Below are 15,083 nucleotides of genomic sequence, written 5' to 3' on the forward strand. Positions count from 1 at the left end.
CCCCCCTAGAAAACGGATCAGCCGATCGGCTGGCCGAAAATCCCCACCAGTTCCTCGACCGCATGGTCGAGCGGCACGACCTCGTCGGCATCCTGCCGGATATATTCCATCACCGCCGGGTGGCAGGCGATGGCGGCGTCGATCGCCGGGTCCGCGCCCGATCGGTACGCGCCCATCAGGACGAGATCGCGATTCTCTTCGTACGTCGCAAGATGACGGCGCAGCGTCCGCGCCGCCTGGGCATGCGGGCGGCCGACGATGTCGGTCATCACGCGGCTGACCGAGGGGCCGATGTCGATGGCGGGATAGACGCCGCGCTCGGCCAGATGGCGGTTGAGCACGATATGCCCGTCCAGGATCGACCGCGCCGAGTCGACCACGGGGTCGTTGCCGTCGTCGCCGTCCGCCAGCACGGTGTAGATGGCGGTGATCGATCCGGTCCCGTGCGCATCGGCGCCCGCCCGCTCGATCAAATTGGGCAACATCGCGATGGCCGAGGGCGGATAACCCCGCGCCGAGGCGGGTTCGCCCAGCGCCAGCCCGATCTCGCGCCCGGCATGGGCGACGCGGGTCAGCGAATCCATGATGAGCAGGACCTTCTTGCCCTCGGCACGAAACGCCTCGGCAATGGCGGTGGCGCGCAGGGCGCCGCGGATACGCAGCACCGGCGAATGGTTGGCGGGCACCGCGACCACGACCGAGCGGGCGCGGGCCGCGCCTGCGACCTTGGTTTCGAGGAAGTCGGCGACTTCGCGGCTGCGCTCGCCGATCAGGCCGATGACGATGACATCGGCGCGGGCGGCGCGGACCATCATGCCCAGCAGCACCGATTTGCCGACGCCCGACCCCGCCATGATGCCGACGCGCTGGCCCTGACCGATGGTCAGCAGCCCGTTGATCGCGCGCACGCCGACGTCCATCGGCTCGAGCACGCGGCCCCGGTCGAGCGGCGACTGCAGCTTGCCCGCCAGCGGCCAGTGGCTCGCACCGCGAATGGGCCCCAGGCCGTCGATCGGCTTGCCCGACCCGTCGACCACGCGGCCCAGCATCGCCGCGCCCACTTCCGCCTCGCCCGGAGGGCCGAGCGGGCGCACCGGCGCGCGCGGGAGCAGGGGGGCGGGGCCGCCCAGATTCATCATCAGCGTGCGCCCGTTGCGGAAACCGATCACCTCGGCCTCGACGCAGTGGCTGCCCTTATCGCCGATCGCACAGACCGTGCCGACCGGCAGCGACAGCCCGACCGCTTCCATCAGCAGACCGTCATAGGAGGCCAGCCGACCCGCGACCATCGCACGCGGCGCGAAGTCCGCCTGGGCCAGCGTTTCCAGATAATCGGTGGTGAAACGGTTCAGCATTGGGGAACGGGAACCTTGTCGATCGCGGCGGCGAGCTGGTCGAGCCACAGCGAGGGGCCATCCTCGACGATGGTCGAGGCGCTTTCGAGGACGAAGCCGCCGCGCTCCACATTGGGATCGCCGACGGGGAAGACGGTTTGCGGCAGGCGTTCGGTCAGCATCGCCACGTCATCGGGATGGACGCGCAGCATCGCGGCTTCCTTGGCGTCGGACAGCATGTCCATCGCCGCCTCGATCCGGCCGGTCAGCCGCTCGGCATCGACGCCGATTTCGCTCACCAGCTTGCCGACCAGCATCAGCACGGTCTGGCGCAGCTGTTCGGCCATCGCTTGCCGGTCGATGCGCGCGTTCAGCGCCTCGGCGATGGAGTCGACCATCCGGCCGTCGCGCGCCTCGGCCTCGGCCTGCGCCTGAAACTGACGCTGGGCGGCGGCTAGCCCTTCGGCATAGCCCTCCGCATGGCCCGAGGCATGGGCGGCGGTGATCGGATCGATCGCCGGTTCGACGGGATCCTCGCATGCGGCAAAGGGGTCCCAGCCCTGGGTCGGGTCGTGATCGCGGCTGGCGGGATAGAAATGGCGCGGATGGCCGGGCGCGATATTGTCGGCCGCCGTCGCGCCCAGGCCGCCGGTCGGCGCCTGCGGCCGGAACGAGATCGGGCCGGAACCCAGATCGATGTTGAGGCCCGGCATCCCCGACGGCGCGAAGCCGCCGGGTGGCGCGAACGCCTGTTGCAGCGCGGCCGCCGCTGCATTCTGGCGGGCGGAAAAGCCGGCGACGAAATCAGACATAATCGTCCTCGCCTCCGCCCATCATGATCGTGCCTTCCTTGGCCAGGTTGCGGGCGACGGTAATCATCGCCTTCTGCGCCTCCAGCACTTCGGACAGCTTCATGGGGCCGCGCGATTCGATCTCGTCGCGGATACCGGCCGCCGCACGCGCCGACATACAACCCAGGAAGCGATCGCGTGCCGCCTCGTCCGCACCCTTGAGCGCGCGGGTGAGGATTTCGCCGTCGACGTTGCGGATGAGCGTGCCGAGATTCTTGTCGTCCATGTCGAGCAGGTTGTCGAAGATGAACAAGGCTTCCTCGATCTGCTTGGCGACATCGCGGTCGATCTTGAACAGCTTGGGCATGACCCGCTGCTCGGTCGCCTTGCGGGCGCTCGACAGGATCTTGGCCGCTTCGCGCGAACCGCCCATCGCCAGGCCCTGGCCGCCGCTGCCGCCTTCGCTCCAGCGCTTGAGCACGCCGTTCAGCGTGTCGATCGCCTGCGGCGTCACCGGACCCAGCCGGGCGACGCGGTGCAGGATGTCGGGCTGCATCGCCTCGGGTAGCAGCTCCAGCACCTTGCCCGCCACGGCGGGGTCGCAATTGGCGATCAGGACCGCGCCGATCTGCGGATGTTCCTTCTCGACGATCTTGGCGATGTCGATCGGGTCGAGCCAGCCGAGCATCTCGATCTCGCACTGCGCCTCGGCGGGCACGATGCGCGACAGGACGCTGCTCGCACGCTCGGGCCCGAGCGCCCGGTTCATCACATTCTCGACGATCGGCTTGGGCTGAAAGGCGATCGAGGCGCGGGCGCGGGCACAGCCGACGAAATCGTCGAGCACGAAGCCGACATCCTGCTCGCTGACATCGGCGATCGAATACATCGCCTTGCCCAATTCGCGCACCTCATCGGGTTCCAGCTTCTGGAGGATGGCGGCGGCTTCTTCCTCGCCGACCAGCATCATCAGGACGGCGGCCCGTTCGACACCCGAATAGACGCGCCCCTCTTCGACCGACGCCATTACTGCTGCGCCTCCGAACGGATCATGTCACGCACGGCGAGCGCGGCGCGCGCGGGGTTGTCGCGGGTGAAGCCACGCACCTTGGTGATCCGCTCGTTGAAATTGTTGGTCTCTTCGATCTCGTCCAGCGTCACGGCGGGCGGCTGCTGGCCGATCATGCCCGCCATGGGCTGGCCGTCCGCGCCGACCCACATGGGCTGGCCATCGGCACCGATCCGCACGGGCTGGCCGTCGGGGCCCATCACCGGCTGACCATCGGCGCCGAGCAGGACATTGCCCACGCCCGCGCCATCGGCCGCACCCATGGGCAGCGCCTTGGCGGCGTCGGCCGCGTCCTTCTTCTTGGACATGGCCTTCACCATCGGCCGCACGCCGAGCAGCAGGACCAGCAGTGCGATCAACAGCGCGGTCGCATTGCGCGCCACGATGGGCAGCCAGCTATTGTCGTACCAGGCGCGCTTGTCCTCGACGCCTGCGTCGGCGAACTTGCGGCTGATGACGGTGACATTGTCGTTGCGTTGCTGGTCGAAACCGACCGCCGACTTCACCAGGTCGGAAATCTGGTTGATCTCCATCTGGCTGCGCTTGCCGGTGGCGGGGTCGCGGAGCAGGACGGCGACGGTCAGCCGCTTGATCGAACCTGGCGCGGCGCGGGTCACCGACACTTCCTTGTTCAGGTCATAGGCACGCTGGAAGGCGTCGGACTGCTTTTCCGGGTTCAGGCCCGGACCACCGGCGACCGGCTTGCCATCGGCAGGCGGAGCGCCGTTCGCACCGTTCGCGGCCTGCGGCTGCTGCAGCGTGCTGGCGGGCGGCGGCGTGTTGGACAGCGCGCCGGGAATGCCGCCGGGGGTGGTCGGATCCTTCTGATTGCCGGTCCAGTTGCCGGTTTCGGCGCGCAGCGCACCGTCCTTGTCATAGCGTTCGCGGGTCGCGCTGGTTTCGTCCAGATTGACCTCGGTCTGCACCTCGGCGGTGAAGTTGCCCGCACCGACCAGCGGGGTCAGCAGCTGGATCAGCTGGGTGCGGTACTTTTCCTCCAGGCGGCGCTGGAAATCGATGCGGCGATCGTCGCCGGTCGCACCCTCGGCACCCTTTTTGGACAGCAGGCCGCCCATCTGGTCGACCACGGTCACGTCCTCGGGCTTCATGCCCGGTACCGACGAGGCGACGAGATTGACGATCGACTGGACCTGCGATTCCGACAGCGAGCGCCCGGCGTTCAGCTTCAGCACCACCGAGGCGGAGGGCGAGGACTTGTCGCGGATGAAGGGCGAGGCCTCGGGCGTGGCGAGGTGCACGCGCGCCTCGGCCACCGCGTCGATCTCCTCGATCGAGCGCGCCAATTCGCTCTCGCGCGCCTGGCGAAGGCGTTCGCCCTCGACCGCGCGGCTGACACCCATCGGCAACTGGTCGAGGATCGCATAGCCGCCGGGTGCCTGCTTGGGCAGACCCTGGCCCGCCAGCAGCATCCGCGCCTTGGAGTAGTCCTCCTCGTTCACGGTCAGCGCGCCGGTACCGTCGTTGATCTTGCTCTTGATGTTGGCGGCCGACAGCGCGGTCGTGACCGCCTGCTTGTCCGCGTCCGACAGATTGTCGAACAGCGTCTTCTGCGGCGGGCTGGACAGCGCCATCCAGGCGAGCGCGGCGGCGGCGATCAGCCCGATCAGCATCGCCATCGGCGCCGAACGACGGACGGCGGGCTGCGCCATCACCGACTTGATCTGGCGAAGCGGGTTGGCGAACTTTTCCGGCAAAGGCGGCAAGGCCGGTGCTGGATTGGCGGATGCGGGGGTGAGGGCAGTGCTCATCTTACACCGGCATGCTCATGATGTCCTTATAGGCGGACAGGAGTTTGTTACGGACTTGCAGGGTCGCCTCGAACCCGACCGACGCCTGCTGGCGGGCCATCATCACCTTCGCGATGTCGACCGTTTCGCCGCGTTCGTAGGATTCGGACAGGCGGGCGGCCTGCTGCTGGCCTTCGTTCACGCCCTTCAGCGCGGACTCCAGCGTATCGGCAAAGCTGGTCGGCGCGGCGACCGGCTGAGTCTGGGCGGCCTGTGCCGCCTGGTTGGCACCGGCCTGGCTTGCCGCCTTGAGCGCCTGATTGCGTTCCAGGATCTGGGCACGAAGCGCCATCACCCGGTCGACGCTCATCGCACCGCCGACACCACCGACGCTCATGCCATCATGGCCCGGCTAGAGGGTCGGATGATCTCTTCGCCCTGCTCACGCGCCTTGGCGAGACGGTAGCGCAGGGTGCGCTCCGAAATGCCGAGGCGCTTGGCCGTCTCGACCCGGTTGCCGCCGCAGGCCGCCAGCATTTCGCGGATCGCGGCGAACTCGCTCATCTGCACGACCTTGCCGAGCGTCGCTTCCGCCGTCGTGACGGTCAGCGGCTCGTCGTCCAGGTCGTTGGCGATCATCGGGCGGTCGAACACGATATGCTCGGGCTCGATCGTCTCGCCACCGGCAAAGAGCAGCGCGCGCTGGATGACGTTTTCCAGCTCGCGGACATTGCCTGGCCAGTTGTGCTTGGCGAGCTTCTCGATCGCCGTCGCGCTCGGCCACGGAATGGCGGTGCGGCCAGCGGCGTGGCGCAGGATCATCGTCGCGGCGAGCGCGGGGATATCCAGGCGACGCTCGGCCAGCGCCTTGGTGGTCAGCGGGAAGACCGACAGGCGGTAGTACAAGTCGGCGCGGAACCGGCCCGCCGCCACTTCGGCCTGCAGGTCGCGGTTGGCGCAGGCGATGACGCGGACGTCGACCGACTGCGGCATCGACGCGCCGAGCGGGATCACTTCGCGCTCCTGAAGGACGCGCAGCAGCTTGGCCTGCAGCTGGAGCGGCATCTCGGCAATCTCGTCGAGGAGCAGCGTGCCGCCATCCGCCGCGCGGAAGAAGCCTTCGCCCGCCTGCGCCGCGCCGGTGAACGCGCCCTTCTGGTGACCGAAGAGCAGGGCCTCGAGCATCGATTCCGGCAGCGCGGCGCAGTTGATCGCGACGAACGGCTTGTTGGCGCGGGCCGACTGCGCATGGATGGCGCGGGCGACGACTTCCTTGCCAGTGCCGGTCGGGCCGTTGATGAGGACGGTGATGTCCGCCTGCGCGACCCGCTCGGCCAGCGTGAAGAGCGCTAGGCTCTCCGGGTCGGCGGCGGTCGGCATGGTCGAACCGGCCAGCAGCGCGCGGACGAAGCTGTTGCCGACGCCCGATTCCGCGGAGGAATAGGTCACGGCGGCAGGGCGGCCGCCCATCGCCGGGGTGATGGCCGGGACCGGACCGTCGGACACGACGACGGTGCGCGCCGGATGCTCGATCACGTCGCCCTCGGTGACGAGGAACAGGTCCCCGGCCTGGGGCACGGCGCCCTGCTCGGCAATGGCCATGCCCTGGGCCCGCAACCCGGAAATCAGCGCATATTTCTGCTTAACGAGCGCAGCGGAGGGGTGAATCGACGACATCTGGCGTGGAGTCCTTTCGTGACTCTCCAATGCCGCCTGTTTGGTAAAACCGTGGTTAATGCGGCAACGGCAGCGGCAAGTTTTTTCCGGGCGCGACGCGCGCCCGTATGTGGGCGGGCGTCGCCCGGCCGCGCGCGCGACCGTTCCGGCAATACCGGCAAGCGCCCCGGCAAAAATTTGCATGGAGCCGGCTAAAGCCTGCCGGAAAGCGGCCGTTACTCCACTCGGCGGCTCGGTGGTCCAGAGGGGACACAGACGGATCGCCGAGCAGATTTGGAGACATCACATGACCGTTATTGCCAGCAATATCAGTGCTATGCGGGCAACCGCTGCTTCGACCTCGGCCTCGCTCGCGCTCAGCACCTCGATGCAGCGCCTGTCGACCGGCAACCGCATCAACTCGGCAAAGGACGACGCGGCGGGTCTGGCCATCAGCGACTCGATGACTGCCCAGATCAAGGGCATGTCGCAGGGCATTCGCAACGCGAATGACGGCATTTCGCTGGCTCAGACGGCGGAAGGCGCGCTGAACGAAGTCGGAAACATGCTCCAGCGTATGCGTGAGCTGAAGGTCCAGTCGTCGAACGGCACCTATTCGACCGCGGACAAGGCGAACATCACCAACGAGCAGACCTCGCTGGCCGCCCAGATCAAGTCGGTCATCACCAATACCAAATTCAACGGCAAGACGCTGTTCGACTCGACGGCAGCCGCTTCCGCGGTGACGATCCAGACCGGTGCGACGACGAGCGATACGGTCGCGATCAACCTGCGCGACATGACCGCGACCTACACGCCTGCGGCTGCTGGTCCGCCCGCCACGGCAGAAGCCGGTTCGAAGCTGAGCGCCGTGGTCGACTTCTCGGCCGCAGCGACCACTGCCGGTGACTCGGCTGCGCTGAAGTCGGACAGTCTGGACAATTACGACGCCGCGATCGCCGACGTGTCGAAGATCCGGGCAGGCCTGGGTGCGGTGCAGAACCGGCTCCAGTCGGCGGTCAACAGCGCGACGTCGAACATGACCAACCTGGCCGAAGCGAAGAGCCGTATCTCGGATACGGACTTCTCGGAAGAAACCACCGCGCTCGCCAAGGCGCAGATCCTGAGCCAGGCGTCCACCGCGATGCTGAGCCAGGCCAACCAGTCGCAGCAGGGCGTGCTGAAGCTCCTCGGCTAATCGCCCTGGGCGAATGCCGACCGCGGTTTTCCCCTCGGTCGCGGAAGGTGGACCCCCCGATGCCTTATAATGATGCCTTATAATAAGGTGTCGGGGGGCTCCGCCCGAAAAAATGCGCCCAAATCACTTTTTTCTCTAAAGCGCGGTTCCAAGCGGTCGTTACCCGTCTTGGCAGCTCGACCTTCGCCTTGGGGGCGGCGGAGAGCTCCGGCTTTGGAGAACAACCATGACGGTTATCGCCAGTAATATTTCGGCGTTACGCGCATCGAGCGCCAACGGCGCCGCGACGGAAGCGCTGAACGTTTCGATGCAGCGCCTGTCCACCGGCAAGCGAATCAATTCTGCGAAGGACGACGCCGCAGGTCTCGCCATCGCCGCATCCATGTCGGCGCAGGTGCGCGGCATGAATCAGGGTATCCGCAACGCCAATGACGGCATCTCGATGGCGCAGACCGCCGAAGGCGCGCTGGACGAGGTGAGCAACATGCTCCAGCGGATGCGCGAATTGGCGGTGCAGAAGGCCAACGGCATCTACTCTACCAACGACAAGGCGAACATCACGTCCGAGCAGACGGCGCTGGCGAATCAGGTGTCGAACATCCTGTTCAATACTCAGTTCAACGGCCAGAAGTTGCTGGACGGTTCGGCGGGTACAGCAGGTGTCGTGCCGATCCAGGCGGGCGCGAACACCAATGACGCCATCAAAATGACCTTTACCGACCTGACGACCGACACCGCCATCAACGGCGTTATCAACGTCGTCAATCCGACGACCGGTCCCAGCAGCATCATCGATCCCCCGGTGGCTCTGGAAAAGTTCGACGCCGCCATCGGCCGGGTCGCCAATATCCGCGCGGGCCTCGGCGCCACGCAGAACCGGCTCCAGTCGGCGGTCAACAACCTGACCTCGAACGTCACCAACCTGACGGATGCGCGCAGCCGCATCGAGGATACCGATTTCTCGGCGGAAACCACCGCGCTCGCCAAGGCCCAGATTCTGAGCCAGGCGTCGACCGCGATGTTGAGCCAGGCCAACCAGTCGCAGCAGGGCGTGCTCAAGCTGCTCGGCCAGTAATTCCCGGATCCTGAGCGCCCCGGCACCGCGCCCCCACTCGGGTGGCGGGGCCGACCGGCCGCGAGATCCTCCCGGACCGGTTTGCAGGACAAACCCCGGCGGCAGCAATGCCGCCGGGGTTTACTTGCGTGTTATCAATCGGCGCGCAGCACCAGGGCAGGCGAGGTCCGCCCCGCGCGCCAGGCGGGATACAGGCTGGCCAGCACCGCCCCCGCCACGACGCTCAAGGCGATCACCGCCAGCTCGCGCGCCGAAATTCCGATCGGCAGCGACAGGAACACGTCCCATTCGGCCTGCCGCGCAGGAGAAAGATGGCGGACGGCCGTGACGATCGCAGCCCGCTGGGTCAGTAACAGTGTGGCCAGCGATAGGCCGATGCCCGCCCCGATCAGCGCGATGATGCTGCCCACGGTGGCGAAGATGCGCATGATGCTGCGCGCGGTCACGCCCATGGTGCGCAGGATCGCGATCTCGCGCCGCTTCGCCCGTGCGAGCAGGGTCATCGATGACAAGATGTTGAATAGCGCGACCAGCGTGACCAGCCCGACCGCGATGGTCATGCCGATCTTTTCGGTGACGAGCGCGGCGAGCAGCGCGCGATTCGCCTGCTGCCAGCTGGTGATCGGATAGCCCGAACCCAATCGTCGTCGGATCGCCGCCGTCACCGCCGCTTCCTTGGCCGTATCGGTCAGCACCACCGCGACCCGGCGGGTCACGACCGAATCGTCCTGCAGGATGGGCAGCGAATCGAGGGGGGCGTACAGCGTCACCTGGTCGCTGCCCTTGTCGTCATCCGCATAAAAGGCGGCGACCCGCGCCGGGGTCAGGTCGAGCGACACGGTGCGATCGGGGCTGACGACGACCCGGCCGATCGCGATCCGGTCGCCGGGAAACAGGCCCAGTTGCAGCGCGGCATTCTGGCCGATCGCCACCGCGCTCGCCGGATCGGAGCTGTGCGCCAGCGCCGAGCGCATGGTCGGCACGAGTCTATAGAGTGTCCGGGGATCGCGGCCCTGGAGTTTGATGGGAGTGATCCGGCCGTCGATCGACAGCCCGGCGGTGATCTCGCGAACCGGCTCGGTGCGGACGACGCCGGGGATGCGGGCGATCGTGGCGGCGACCTGTGCTTCGCTTAGCCTCGATCCCGAAGGCACGGTGACGCTGAGATGCCCGTCGACCGGCGCGACGCTCTCGACCAATTTGGTCTGCGCGCCGTTCATGACCGCGATGACCAGCACCAGCGCGGCGACGCCGATCATGACGCCGGTACAGCCGATGCCCGCGACCAGCAGGACCAGCCGCCCGCCCGCACCCGGCCACAGATAGCGGCCGATCAGATGGCGTTCATGGCGTGCGAGCATCGGCGTCCCCGGTCATCGGGGACGCGCTTAGAGCAAGATGGGGTTATCGGGAAAGGCTACCCATTCCTCCCCGGCACGGGGGGGGGACCATGTGCAGCATGGCGGAGGGGGTGTGCCGCTAGGGACGTCCTATGAGGAAGCCCCCCCTCCGTCAGGGCTTGCGCCCTGCCACCTCCCCGTGTCGGGGAGGATAAGATCAACGCTGGCTGGCGAGGGCCTTTTTCAGGCGGGCATGCGCCGCGCTCTTGATCTGGCAGACGCGCGCGGCGCCGACGCCCAGCACCTGGCCGATTTCCTCCAGGTTGAGTTCCTCGACATAATAAAGCTGGATCACCATCGCCTCGCGCTCGGGGAGCGCGGAGATGGCGGCGATCAACGCGTCGCGCAGGTCGCTTTCGGCCAGCTGCTCGAAGGCGTCGGGCGTGTCGTCGGCGAACCAGGGCAGGTCGTCGGCATAGACATCGTCGATCGCCTCCATGCGCACGGCCTCTGCGGTCTTGTAGTCGGCGCGTAGCCGTTCGACCGTGATGCCCAGCTTTTCGGCGACCGCCTCGTCGGACGGGGCCTTGCCCTCGGTCTGCGACAGGGCGTTGACCGCCTCGTGATACTGGCGGCGGCGACGCATCGCGCCGCGCGTCGTCGTCGCCTGACGCCGAAGCTCGTCGATCATCGCGCCGCGCAGCCGCGACTTGAGGTAATGGCCGAACTCGACGCCGCGCTCCTCGAACGAGGCGGCGGCCTCGACCAGCGCGACCAGGCCGACCTGGACCAGATCCTCGACCTCGATCATGCTCGACATGGACCCATGCACATGCCACGCGATGCGCCGGACCAGCGGCAGATGCTGGCGGATGACCGCATTCGCATCGCCGCCGGGCATCCCGGCGCGGCGGGGTGCCGGGCGATAGGTCAGCGGCTGATCGGCGACCGTCGGATTGGCCAGCGCGGGATCGAAATTTGCCGGGTTGAAGCTCTGCGCGTCCATGAACGCGCCGCTCAGGGGATGTGCGCTCATGCGGCCAACGCCTGTTGCTGGTGATGATGGGGAGAGCCGATGACGGCGACGACTTCGACCGCCTTGTCCTCGGGCACTTCGAAGAAGGAGAGGACGGGCGTGTCGGGCAGGCAGGTGCGGACCAGCTTGCGCATCGCGATGCGCACGCCCGGCTGGACGACCAGCGCGAAGGGCTTAGCCTCGGCGATCAGCGGCTGCGCGGCCTGGGTCAGCGCCTCGGTGATGCGGCGGCCCAGATCGGGTTCGATCACATGGCGGCGCGCGGTGTCGGCGCGCATGGCCTGACCCAGCAGTCCTTCGAGCTGGCCGTCCAGCGTCATGACGCGCAGCGGCTCGCGCATCCCGCACAGCTTCTGGATGATGAGCGCGCCCAGCTGCGGCCGGATCAGCTCGACGATCTCTTCGGCGTCGAGCGTCTTCTGGGCCGCCACGGCGATCGCGCTGGCGATGCGGCGGAACTCCTTCAAGGTGATATTCTCCGAAAGAAGGCCCTTGAGAACCTGGGTCAGGGTGGTGAGCGGCAGCGGGTTGGGGCTGAGCGAGGCGGCGAGTTGCGCGGCGCGCTCCTTCAGCCCGTCGAGCAGCGACTGGACCTCGTCGGGGCCGAGCAGCTCGGCGGCGTTCGAGGACAGGATGTGATTCAGGTGCGTCGCCATGACGGTGCCCGGGTCGACGACCAGATACCCCATGCCGGTGGCGGCATCGGCGTCGCCCTTCAGGATCCAAGTGGCGGGCAGGCCGAAGGTCGGGTCCTTGACCGGCTTGCCGTTCAGCGCGCCGAACGCCTGGCCGGTGTCGAGCGCCAGCATCTCGTCGGGCGACACCTGATCCTCGGCGGTGACGACACCGTTGATGAGGATGCGATAGCTATAGGGCGCCAGGTTGATGTCGTCGCGGACCCGCGCCTGCGGCACGACGAAGCCCAGATCCTTGGACAGCTGGCGGCGGACGCCGGTGATGCGGGCCATCAGCGGCGCACCGCGACGCTCGTCGACCAGCGGGACCAGGCCGTAACCGATGTCGATATGGACCTGCATCCCGTCGATGACCTCGTCCCAGCCGATGCGCGAGGGGTCGACCGGCTCGGGCGCGGGGGCAGGGGGGGCGATGACCGGGCGCTTCTCGATCTGGCGCAGCTTCCAGGCGGTGAACCCGGCGATCGCGGCGGCGGGCAGCAGCACCAGATGCGGCATACCCGGCAGCACGCCCAGCAGGCCCAGGATCACCGCGACCGGGATCCAGGTCTTGGACGCGCCGAACTGCGACCCGATCTGGCCCGCCAGATCCTTGTCCGATGACACGCGCGTCACGATGGCGGCGGCGGCGATCGACAGCATCAGGCTGGGCAGCTGCGCGACCAGCGCGTCACCGATGGCGAGCAGGATATAGGTCTTGGCGGCGTCGGCGATGCCCATGCCATGGCTGACCGGACCCAGGATCAGGCCGCCGATGACATTGGCCGCCAGGATCAGCATGGCGGCGACCGCGTCGCCCTTCACGAACTTGGACGAACCGTCCATCGAACCGTAGAAATCGGCCTCGGTCGACACTTCGACGCGACGCGCCTTGGCCTGGTCCGGCGTGATGAGACCGGCATTCAGGTCGGCGTCGATCGCCATCTGCTTGCCGGGCAGGGCGTCCAGGGTGAAGCGGGCGGACACTTCCGACACGCGGCCCGCGCCCTTGGTCACGACGATCAGGTTGATGATCATCAGGATCGCAAAGACGAAGAGACCCACGACATAGTCGCCGCCGATCAGGAAGGTGCCGAACGCCTCGATGACGTGACCCGCCGCGCTCTCGCCCTCATGGCCATGGACCAGCACGATGCGGGTCGAGGCGACGTTGAGGCCCAGGCGGAACAGGGTCGCGAACAGGAGGACGGTCGGGAAGGCCGAGAAGTCGAGCGGCTTTTCGGCGTTCAGCGCGACCATCAGCACGGCCAGGCTGATCGCGATGTTGGCGACGAAGAAGATGTCGAGCAGCGCCGGCGGGATCGGCACGACCATGACCAGCACCAGCAGCAGGATCGCGGCGGGCAGGGCCATGGTACGGCCGCTGGAGAAGAGCTTGCCCATTGCTTAGCCACCCATCCGTGCGAGCATCATGTAGGCGAGGCGCGCATGATCGGGCTTGGGCCGCAGCACGCTGTCGCCGGTCGCGGTGGCGCCGCGCATCCCCAGCTGGTTCATGGTGCTGTTGGCCCAGGCGATCGCATCGGCGGCGCTTTCGTTGTTGCCGGTGACGACGGTCGCGTCGCCGTTCATGCCCTGAAGCGCGAGCGCCTGGGCGGCGAATTGCAGATTGGCGGCGCGCGTCTCGTCGCTGTCGGCCTGCGTTCCGGCCAGCTTGGCGGAGAAGCGGTCGTAAATGTCCGAGAGCGAGCGCGGCTGGCCGTTCGAGGCGTAGAAGACCGAACGGTTGGCGCGGGCGGCGGCGGGGAACAGCGATGCGCCGCTGGCCTGCGGGTTGCTGGCCATCGTGCCCAGAAACTTGGTCGCGCCGCCCAGACCCAGGAAATGCGCCATGTACAGGTCGGTGCCGTTGGCATCGCGGCCCAGCGTCGATTCCAGCGCGGACTTGTTGTCCGAGGCGTGCTCGGCCGCCATCAGCGAGGCGGCGGTCGGATCGTTGCGCAGGCCCATCACCGCCGAGCGCGCGCCGCCCGAGACATAATAGTGTCCGCCCGACTGGCCGATCGCATCGGCCGCCCAGCCCAGGCCATGTTCCGCGCCGTGCTTCTTCACGACCGCCAGCCAGCTCTGCTCGACGAACTGATAAAGTCCCGAGGCCGACGAGGTGCCCGCACGGGCATTGGCATTCAGGCCGGATTCCAGCTTTGCCTGGCCAAGCAGATAGCCGAAATCGACGCCCGTGCGGCTGGATGCCAGCGCGATGGCCGATTGGATTCTGGCGTGGGAGACGGGTTGGACGGTCATGCTGCGGTAAAAAGCCCTTGTTCGGGCCATACTCAGCAAGGGGCGTGCCAATTCCTGACGGTGCCGACAGCTGTGCGACATGAATCGGCACAGGGCACAAAAAAAGCCCGGAAAACCGGGCTTTGTCCATTCGGCCTATTCGGGCCTGCCGATGGTGTTGCCGGTGCCGCCGCCGTCGATCCGGCAAAGCGGCAACGCATTGCCGCCCGGCAAGCGGCAATCAGGCGTAAGCGCGCATGGCGGGGCGGTAGCCCATGCCGGAGTCGCCGGTCAGGGTCTGCAACCGGCGGCGGACATTGGCCGCCATCAGGTTGACATAGATGCGGCACGTCTCGTTCAGGCGGTTGGCCTCGTCAGCCAGCTCGCGCAGTTCGGGGCCTGCGGGACCGGTGCCGAGCGCGGCGACCTCCTCGATCGCGGCCAGCTTCTCGGTCGTCGCACGTTCCAGGGCGGCCACGTCGTTGACCTTCAGCGCCGCGATTTCGCGGTGAAGGGCCTCGATGACCCGGATCAGGGCGTCACGGCGTGTCATTTACCATTCCAATCGAGCTTCAGCGCAATCATCTGGTCGGCGATGGTCGCCGGCAGGATCGGAAAATCGCCATTGGCGATAGCCTTCTTGATCTCCGCGACCCGGTCCATGTCGACCGGCGGCTGCGCGGCCAAGGTGCGGGCCATGTTGCTGACGCCGCTCATGTCGTTCGCCTTGACCGGGGTCTGCGCGGGCTGGGCGGCGCCGGTGAGCGCGTTGGGACGCGTCACGGCGGCGATGCGCCCGACCCTCGCTTCCCCGGCACTCAGCCTTGTTACATCCACCATGCCCGCACCCTTTGGTTTCGCTGACATGATGTATAACGGCCGGGGGGCGGCAATTTTTAGGGGAAATTTACGCTCCCT

Annotated in this window: 14 protein-coding genes; 2 read left to right on the top strand and 12 right to left on the bottom strand. The window is 67.4% G+C overall.

All coding sequences use genetic code 11. The features are described from left to right. Positions 1 to 17: 17 nt before the first annotated feature. Genes KV697_RS14630 through KV697_RS14655 form a run of 6 tightly spaced genes read right to left on the bottom strand, consistent with a single transcriptional unit; the run spans position 18 to position 6,619 of the window. Entirely contained in the window at positions 18 to 1,355 is a 1,338-nt protein-coding gene (locus tag KV697_RS14630; RefSeq protein ID WP_219018819.1) for a FliI/YscN family ATPase, read from the bottom strand. Then, the gene (locus KV697_RS14635) at positions 1,349 to 2,146 is read right to left on the bottom strand and encodes a FliH/SctL family protein (protein ID WP_219018820.1); all 798 of its coding nucleotides are present in this window, start codon (positions 2,144 to 2,146) and stop codon (positions 1,349 to 1,351) included. The genes KV697_RS14630 and KV697_RS14635 overlap by 7 nt, the downstream gene beginning before the upstream one ends. Further along, positions 2,139 to 3,152 carry a flagellar motor switch protein FliG gene (gene fliG, locus KV697_RS14640; RefSeq protein WP_219018821.1) on the bottom strand — a complete coding sequence of 338 codons (1,014 nt, stop codon included), beginning with the start codon at positions 3,150 to 3,152 and terminating at the stop codon, positions 2,139 to 2,141. Before fliG ends, KV697_RS14635 begins: the two co-directional genes overlap by 8 nt. Continuing rightward, complete coding sequence (gene fliF, locus KV697_RS14645; protein WP_219018822.1) at positions 3,152 to 4,963, bottom strand: flagellar basal-body MS-ring/collar protein FliF; 1,812 nt, start codon at positions 4,961 to 4,963, stop codon at positions 3,152 to 3,154. Before fliF ends, fliG begins: the two co-directional genes overlap by 1 nt. Before the next feature lies 1 nt (position 4,964). Beyond that, a complete protein-coding gene (gene fliE, locus KV697_RS14650) occupies positions 4,965 to 5,339 on the bottom strand; it encodes a flagellar hook-basal body complex protein FliE (RefSeq protein WP_058743866.1) in 375 nt (124 codons plus the stop codon). Next, entirely contained in the window at positions 5,336 to 6,619 is a 1,284-nt protein-coding gene (locus KV697_RS14655; protein ID WP_219018823.1) for a sigma-54 interaction domain-containing protein, read from the bottom strand. The genes fliE and KV697_RS14655 overlap by 4 nt, the downstream gene beginning before the upstream one ends. Before the next feature lie 286 nt (positions 6,620 to 6,905). Between KV697_RS14655 and KV697_RS14660 the strand changes: the two genes are divergently transcribed. Together KV697_RS14660 and KV697_RS14665 are read left to right on the top strand one after the other, a co-directional pair. After that, on the top strand, positions 6,906 to 7,796 hold the full coding sequence (locus KV697_RS14660; protein ID WP_219018824.1) for a flagellin N-terminal helical domain-containing protein: 891 nt from the start codon (positions 6,906 to 6,908) through the stop codon (positions 7,794 to 7,796). A gap of 226 nt (positions 7,797 to 8,022) precedes the next feature. Continuing rightward, positions 8,023 to 8,871, top strand: coding sequence for a flagellin N-terminal helical domain-containing protein (locus KV697_RS14665; protein WP_219018825.1), 849 nt, complete (start codon positions 8,023 to 8,025; stop codon positions 8,869 to 8,871). 134 nt (positions 8,872 to 9,005) lie between these two features. Here KV697_RS14665 and KV697_RS14670 read toward each other — a convergent pair whose 3' ends face one another. The 6 genes from KV697_RS14670 to flgM all read right to left on the bottom strand — a co-directional run bounded on the left by KV697_RS14670 (position 9,006) and on the right by flgM (position 15,032). After that, the gene (locus tag KV697_RS14670) at positions 9,006 to 10,232 is read right to left on the bottom strand and encodes an ABC transporter permease (RefSeq protein ID WP_219018826.1); all 1,227 of its coding nucleotides are present in this window, start codon (positions 10,230 to 10,232) and stop codon (positions 9,006 to 9,008) included. Positions 10,233 to 10,428: 196 nt separating this feature from the next. Then, entirely contained in the window at positions 10,429 to 11,247 is an 819-nt protein-coding gene (locus KV697_RS14675; RefSeq protein WP_219018827.1) for a sigma-70 family RNA polymerase sigma factor, read from the bottom strand. Beyond that, on the bottom strand, positions 11,244 to 13,325 hold the full coding sequence (flhA, locus tag KV697_RS14680) for a flagellar biosynthesis protein FlhA (RefSeq protein ID WP_219018828.1): 2,082 nt from the start codon (positions 13,323 to 13,325) through the stop codon (positions 11,244 to 11,246). The genes KV697_RS14675 and flhA overlap by 4 nt, the downstream gene beginning before the upstream one ends. Positions 13,326 to 13,328: 3 nt before the next feature. Continuing rightward, a complete protein-coding gene (locus KV697_RS14685; RefSeq protein ID WP_219018829.1) occupies positions 13,329 to 14,186 on the bottom strand; it encodes a lytic transglycosylase domain-containing protein in 858 nt (285 codons plus the stop codon). 220 nt (positions 14,187 to 14,406) lie between these two features. Further along, positions 14,407 to 14,718, bottom strand: coding sequence for a flagellar protein FlgN (locus KV697_RS14690; RefSeq protein ID WP_175313289.1), 312 nt, complete (start codon positions 14,716 to 14,718; stop codon positions 14,407 to 14,409). Then, entirely contained in the window at positions 14,715 to 15,032 is a 318-nt protein-coding gene (gene flgM, locus KV697_RS14695; protein WP_257575357.1) for a flagellar biosynthesis anti-sigma factor FlgM, read from the bottom strand. Before flgM ends, KV697_RS14690 begins: the two co-directional genes overlap by 4 nt. Between the last annotated feature and the right edge of the window lie 51 nt (positions 15,033 to 15,083).

The sequence above is a fragment of the Sphingomonas sanguinis genome (assembly GCF_019297835.1).
Classification (GTDB): Bacteria; Pseudomonadota; Alphaproteobacteria; order Sphingomonadales; family Sphingomonadaceae; genus Sphingomonas; species Sphingomonas sanguinis_D.

Excerpts from the sequence above, each read along its gene's own strand:
- KV697_RS14670 (WP_219018826.1), bottom strand. The coding sequence starts at position 10,232 with ATGCTCGCACGCCATGAACGCCATCTGATCGGCCGCTATCTGTGGCCG.
- KV697_RS14675 (WP_219018827.1), bottom strand. The coding sequence starts at position 11,247 with ATGAGCGCACATCCCCTGAGCGGCGCGTTCATGGACGCGCAGAGCTTC.
- fliE (WP_058743866.1), bottom strand. The coding sequence starts at position 5,339 with ATGAGCGTCGGTGGTGTCGGCGGTGCGATGAGCGTCGACCGGGTGATG.
- KV697_RS14655 (WP_219018823.1), bottom strand. The coding sequence starts at position 6,619 with ATGTCGTCGATTCACCCCTCCGCTGCGCTCGTTAAGCAGAAATATGCG.
- KV697_RS14665 (WP_219018825.1), top strand. The coding sequence starts at position 8,023 with ATGACGGTTATCGCCAGTAATATTTCGGCGTTACGCGCATCGAGCGCC.
- fliG (WP_219018821.1), bottom strand. The coding sequence starts at position 3,152 with ATGGCGTCGGTCGAAGAGGGGCGCGTCTATTCGGGTGTCGAACGGGCC.
- fliF (WP_219018822.1), bottom strand. The coding sequence starts at position 4,963 with ATGAGCACTGCCCTCACCCCCGCATCCGCCAATCCAGCACCGGCCTTG.
- KV697_RS14660 (WP_219018824.1), top strand. The coding sequence starts at position 6,906 with ATGACCGTTATTGCCAGCAATATCAGTGCTATGCGGGCAACCGCTGCT.
- KV697_RS14690 (WP_175313289.1), bottom strand. The coding sequence starts at position 14,718 with ATGACACGCCGTGACGCCCTGATCCGGGTCATCGAGGCCCTTCACCGC.
- flgM (WP_257575357.1), bottom strand. The coding sequence starts at position 15,032 with ATGTCAGCGAAACCAAAGGGTGCGGGCATGGTGGATGTAACAAGGCTG.
- flhA (WP_219018828.1), bottom strand. The coding sequence starts at position 13,325 with ATGGGCAAGCTCTTCTCCAGCGGCCGTACCATGGCCCTGCCCGCCGCG.
- KV697_RS14635 (WP_219018820.1), bottom strand. The coding sequence starts at position 2,146 with ATGTCTGATTTCGTCGCCGGCTTTTCCGCCCGCCAGAATGCAGCGGCG.
- KV697_RS14630 (WP_219018819.1), bottom strand. The coding sequence starts at position 1,355 with ATGCTGAACCGTTTCACCACCGATTATCTGGAAACGCTGGCCCAGGCG.
- KV697_RS14685 (WP_219018829.1), bottom strand. The coding sequence starts at position 14,186 with ATGACCGTCCAACCCGTCTCCCACGCCAGAATCCAATCGGCCATCGCG.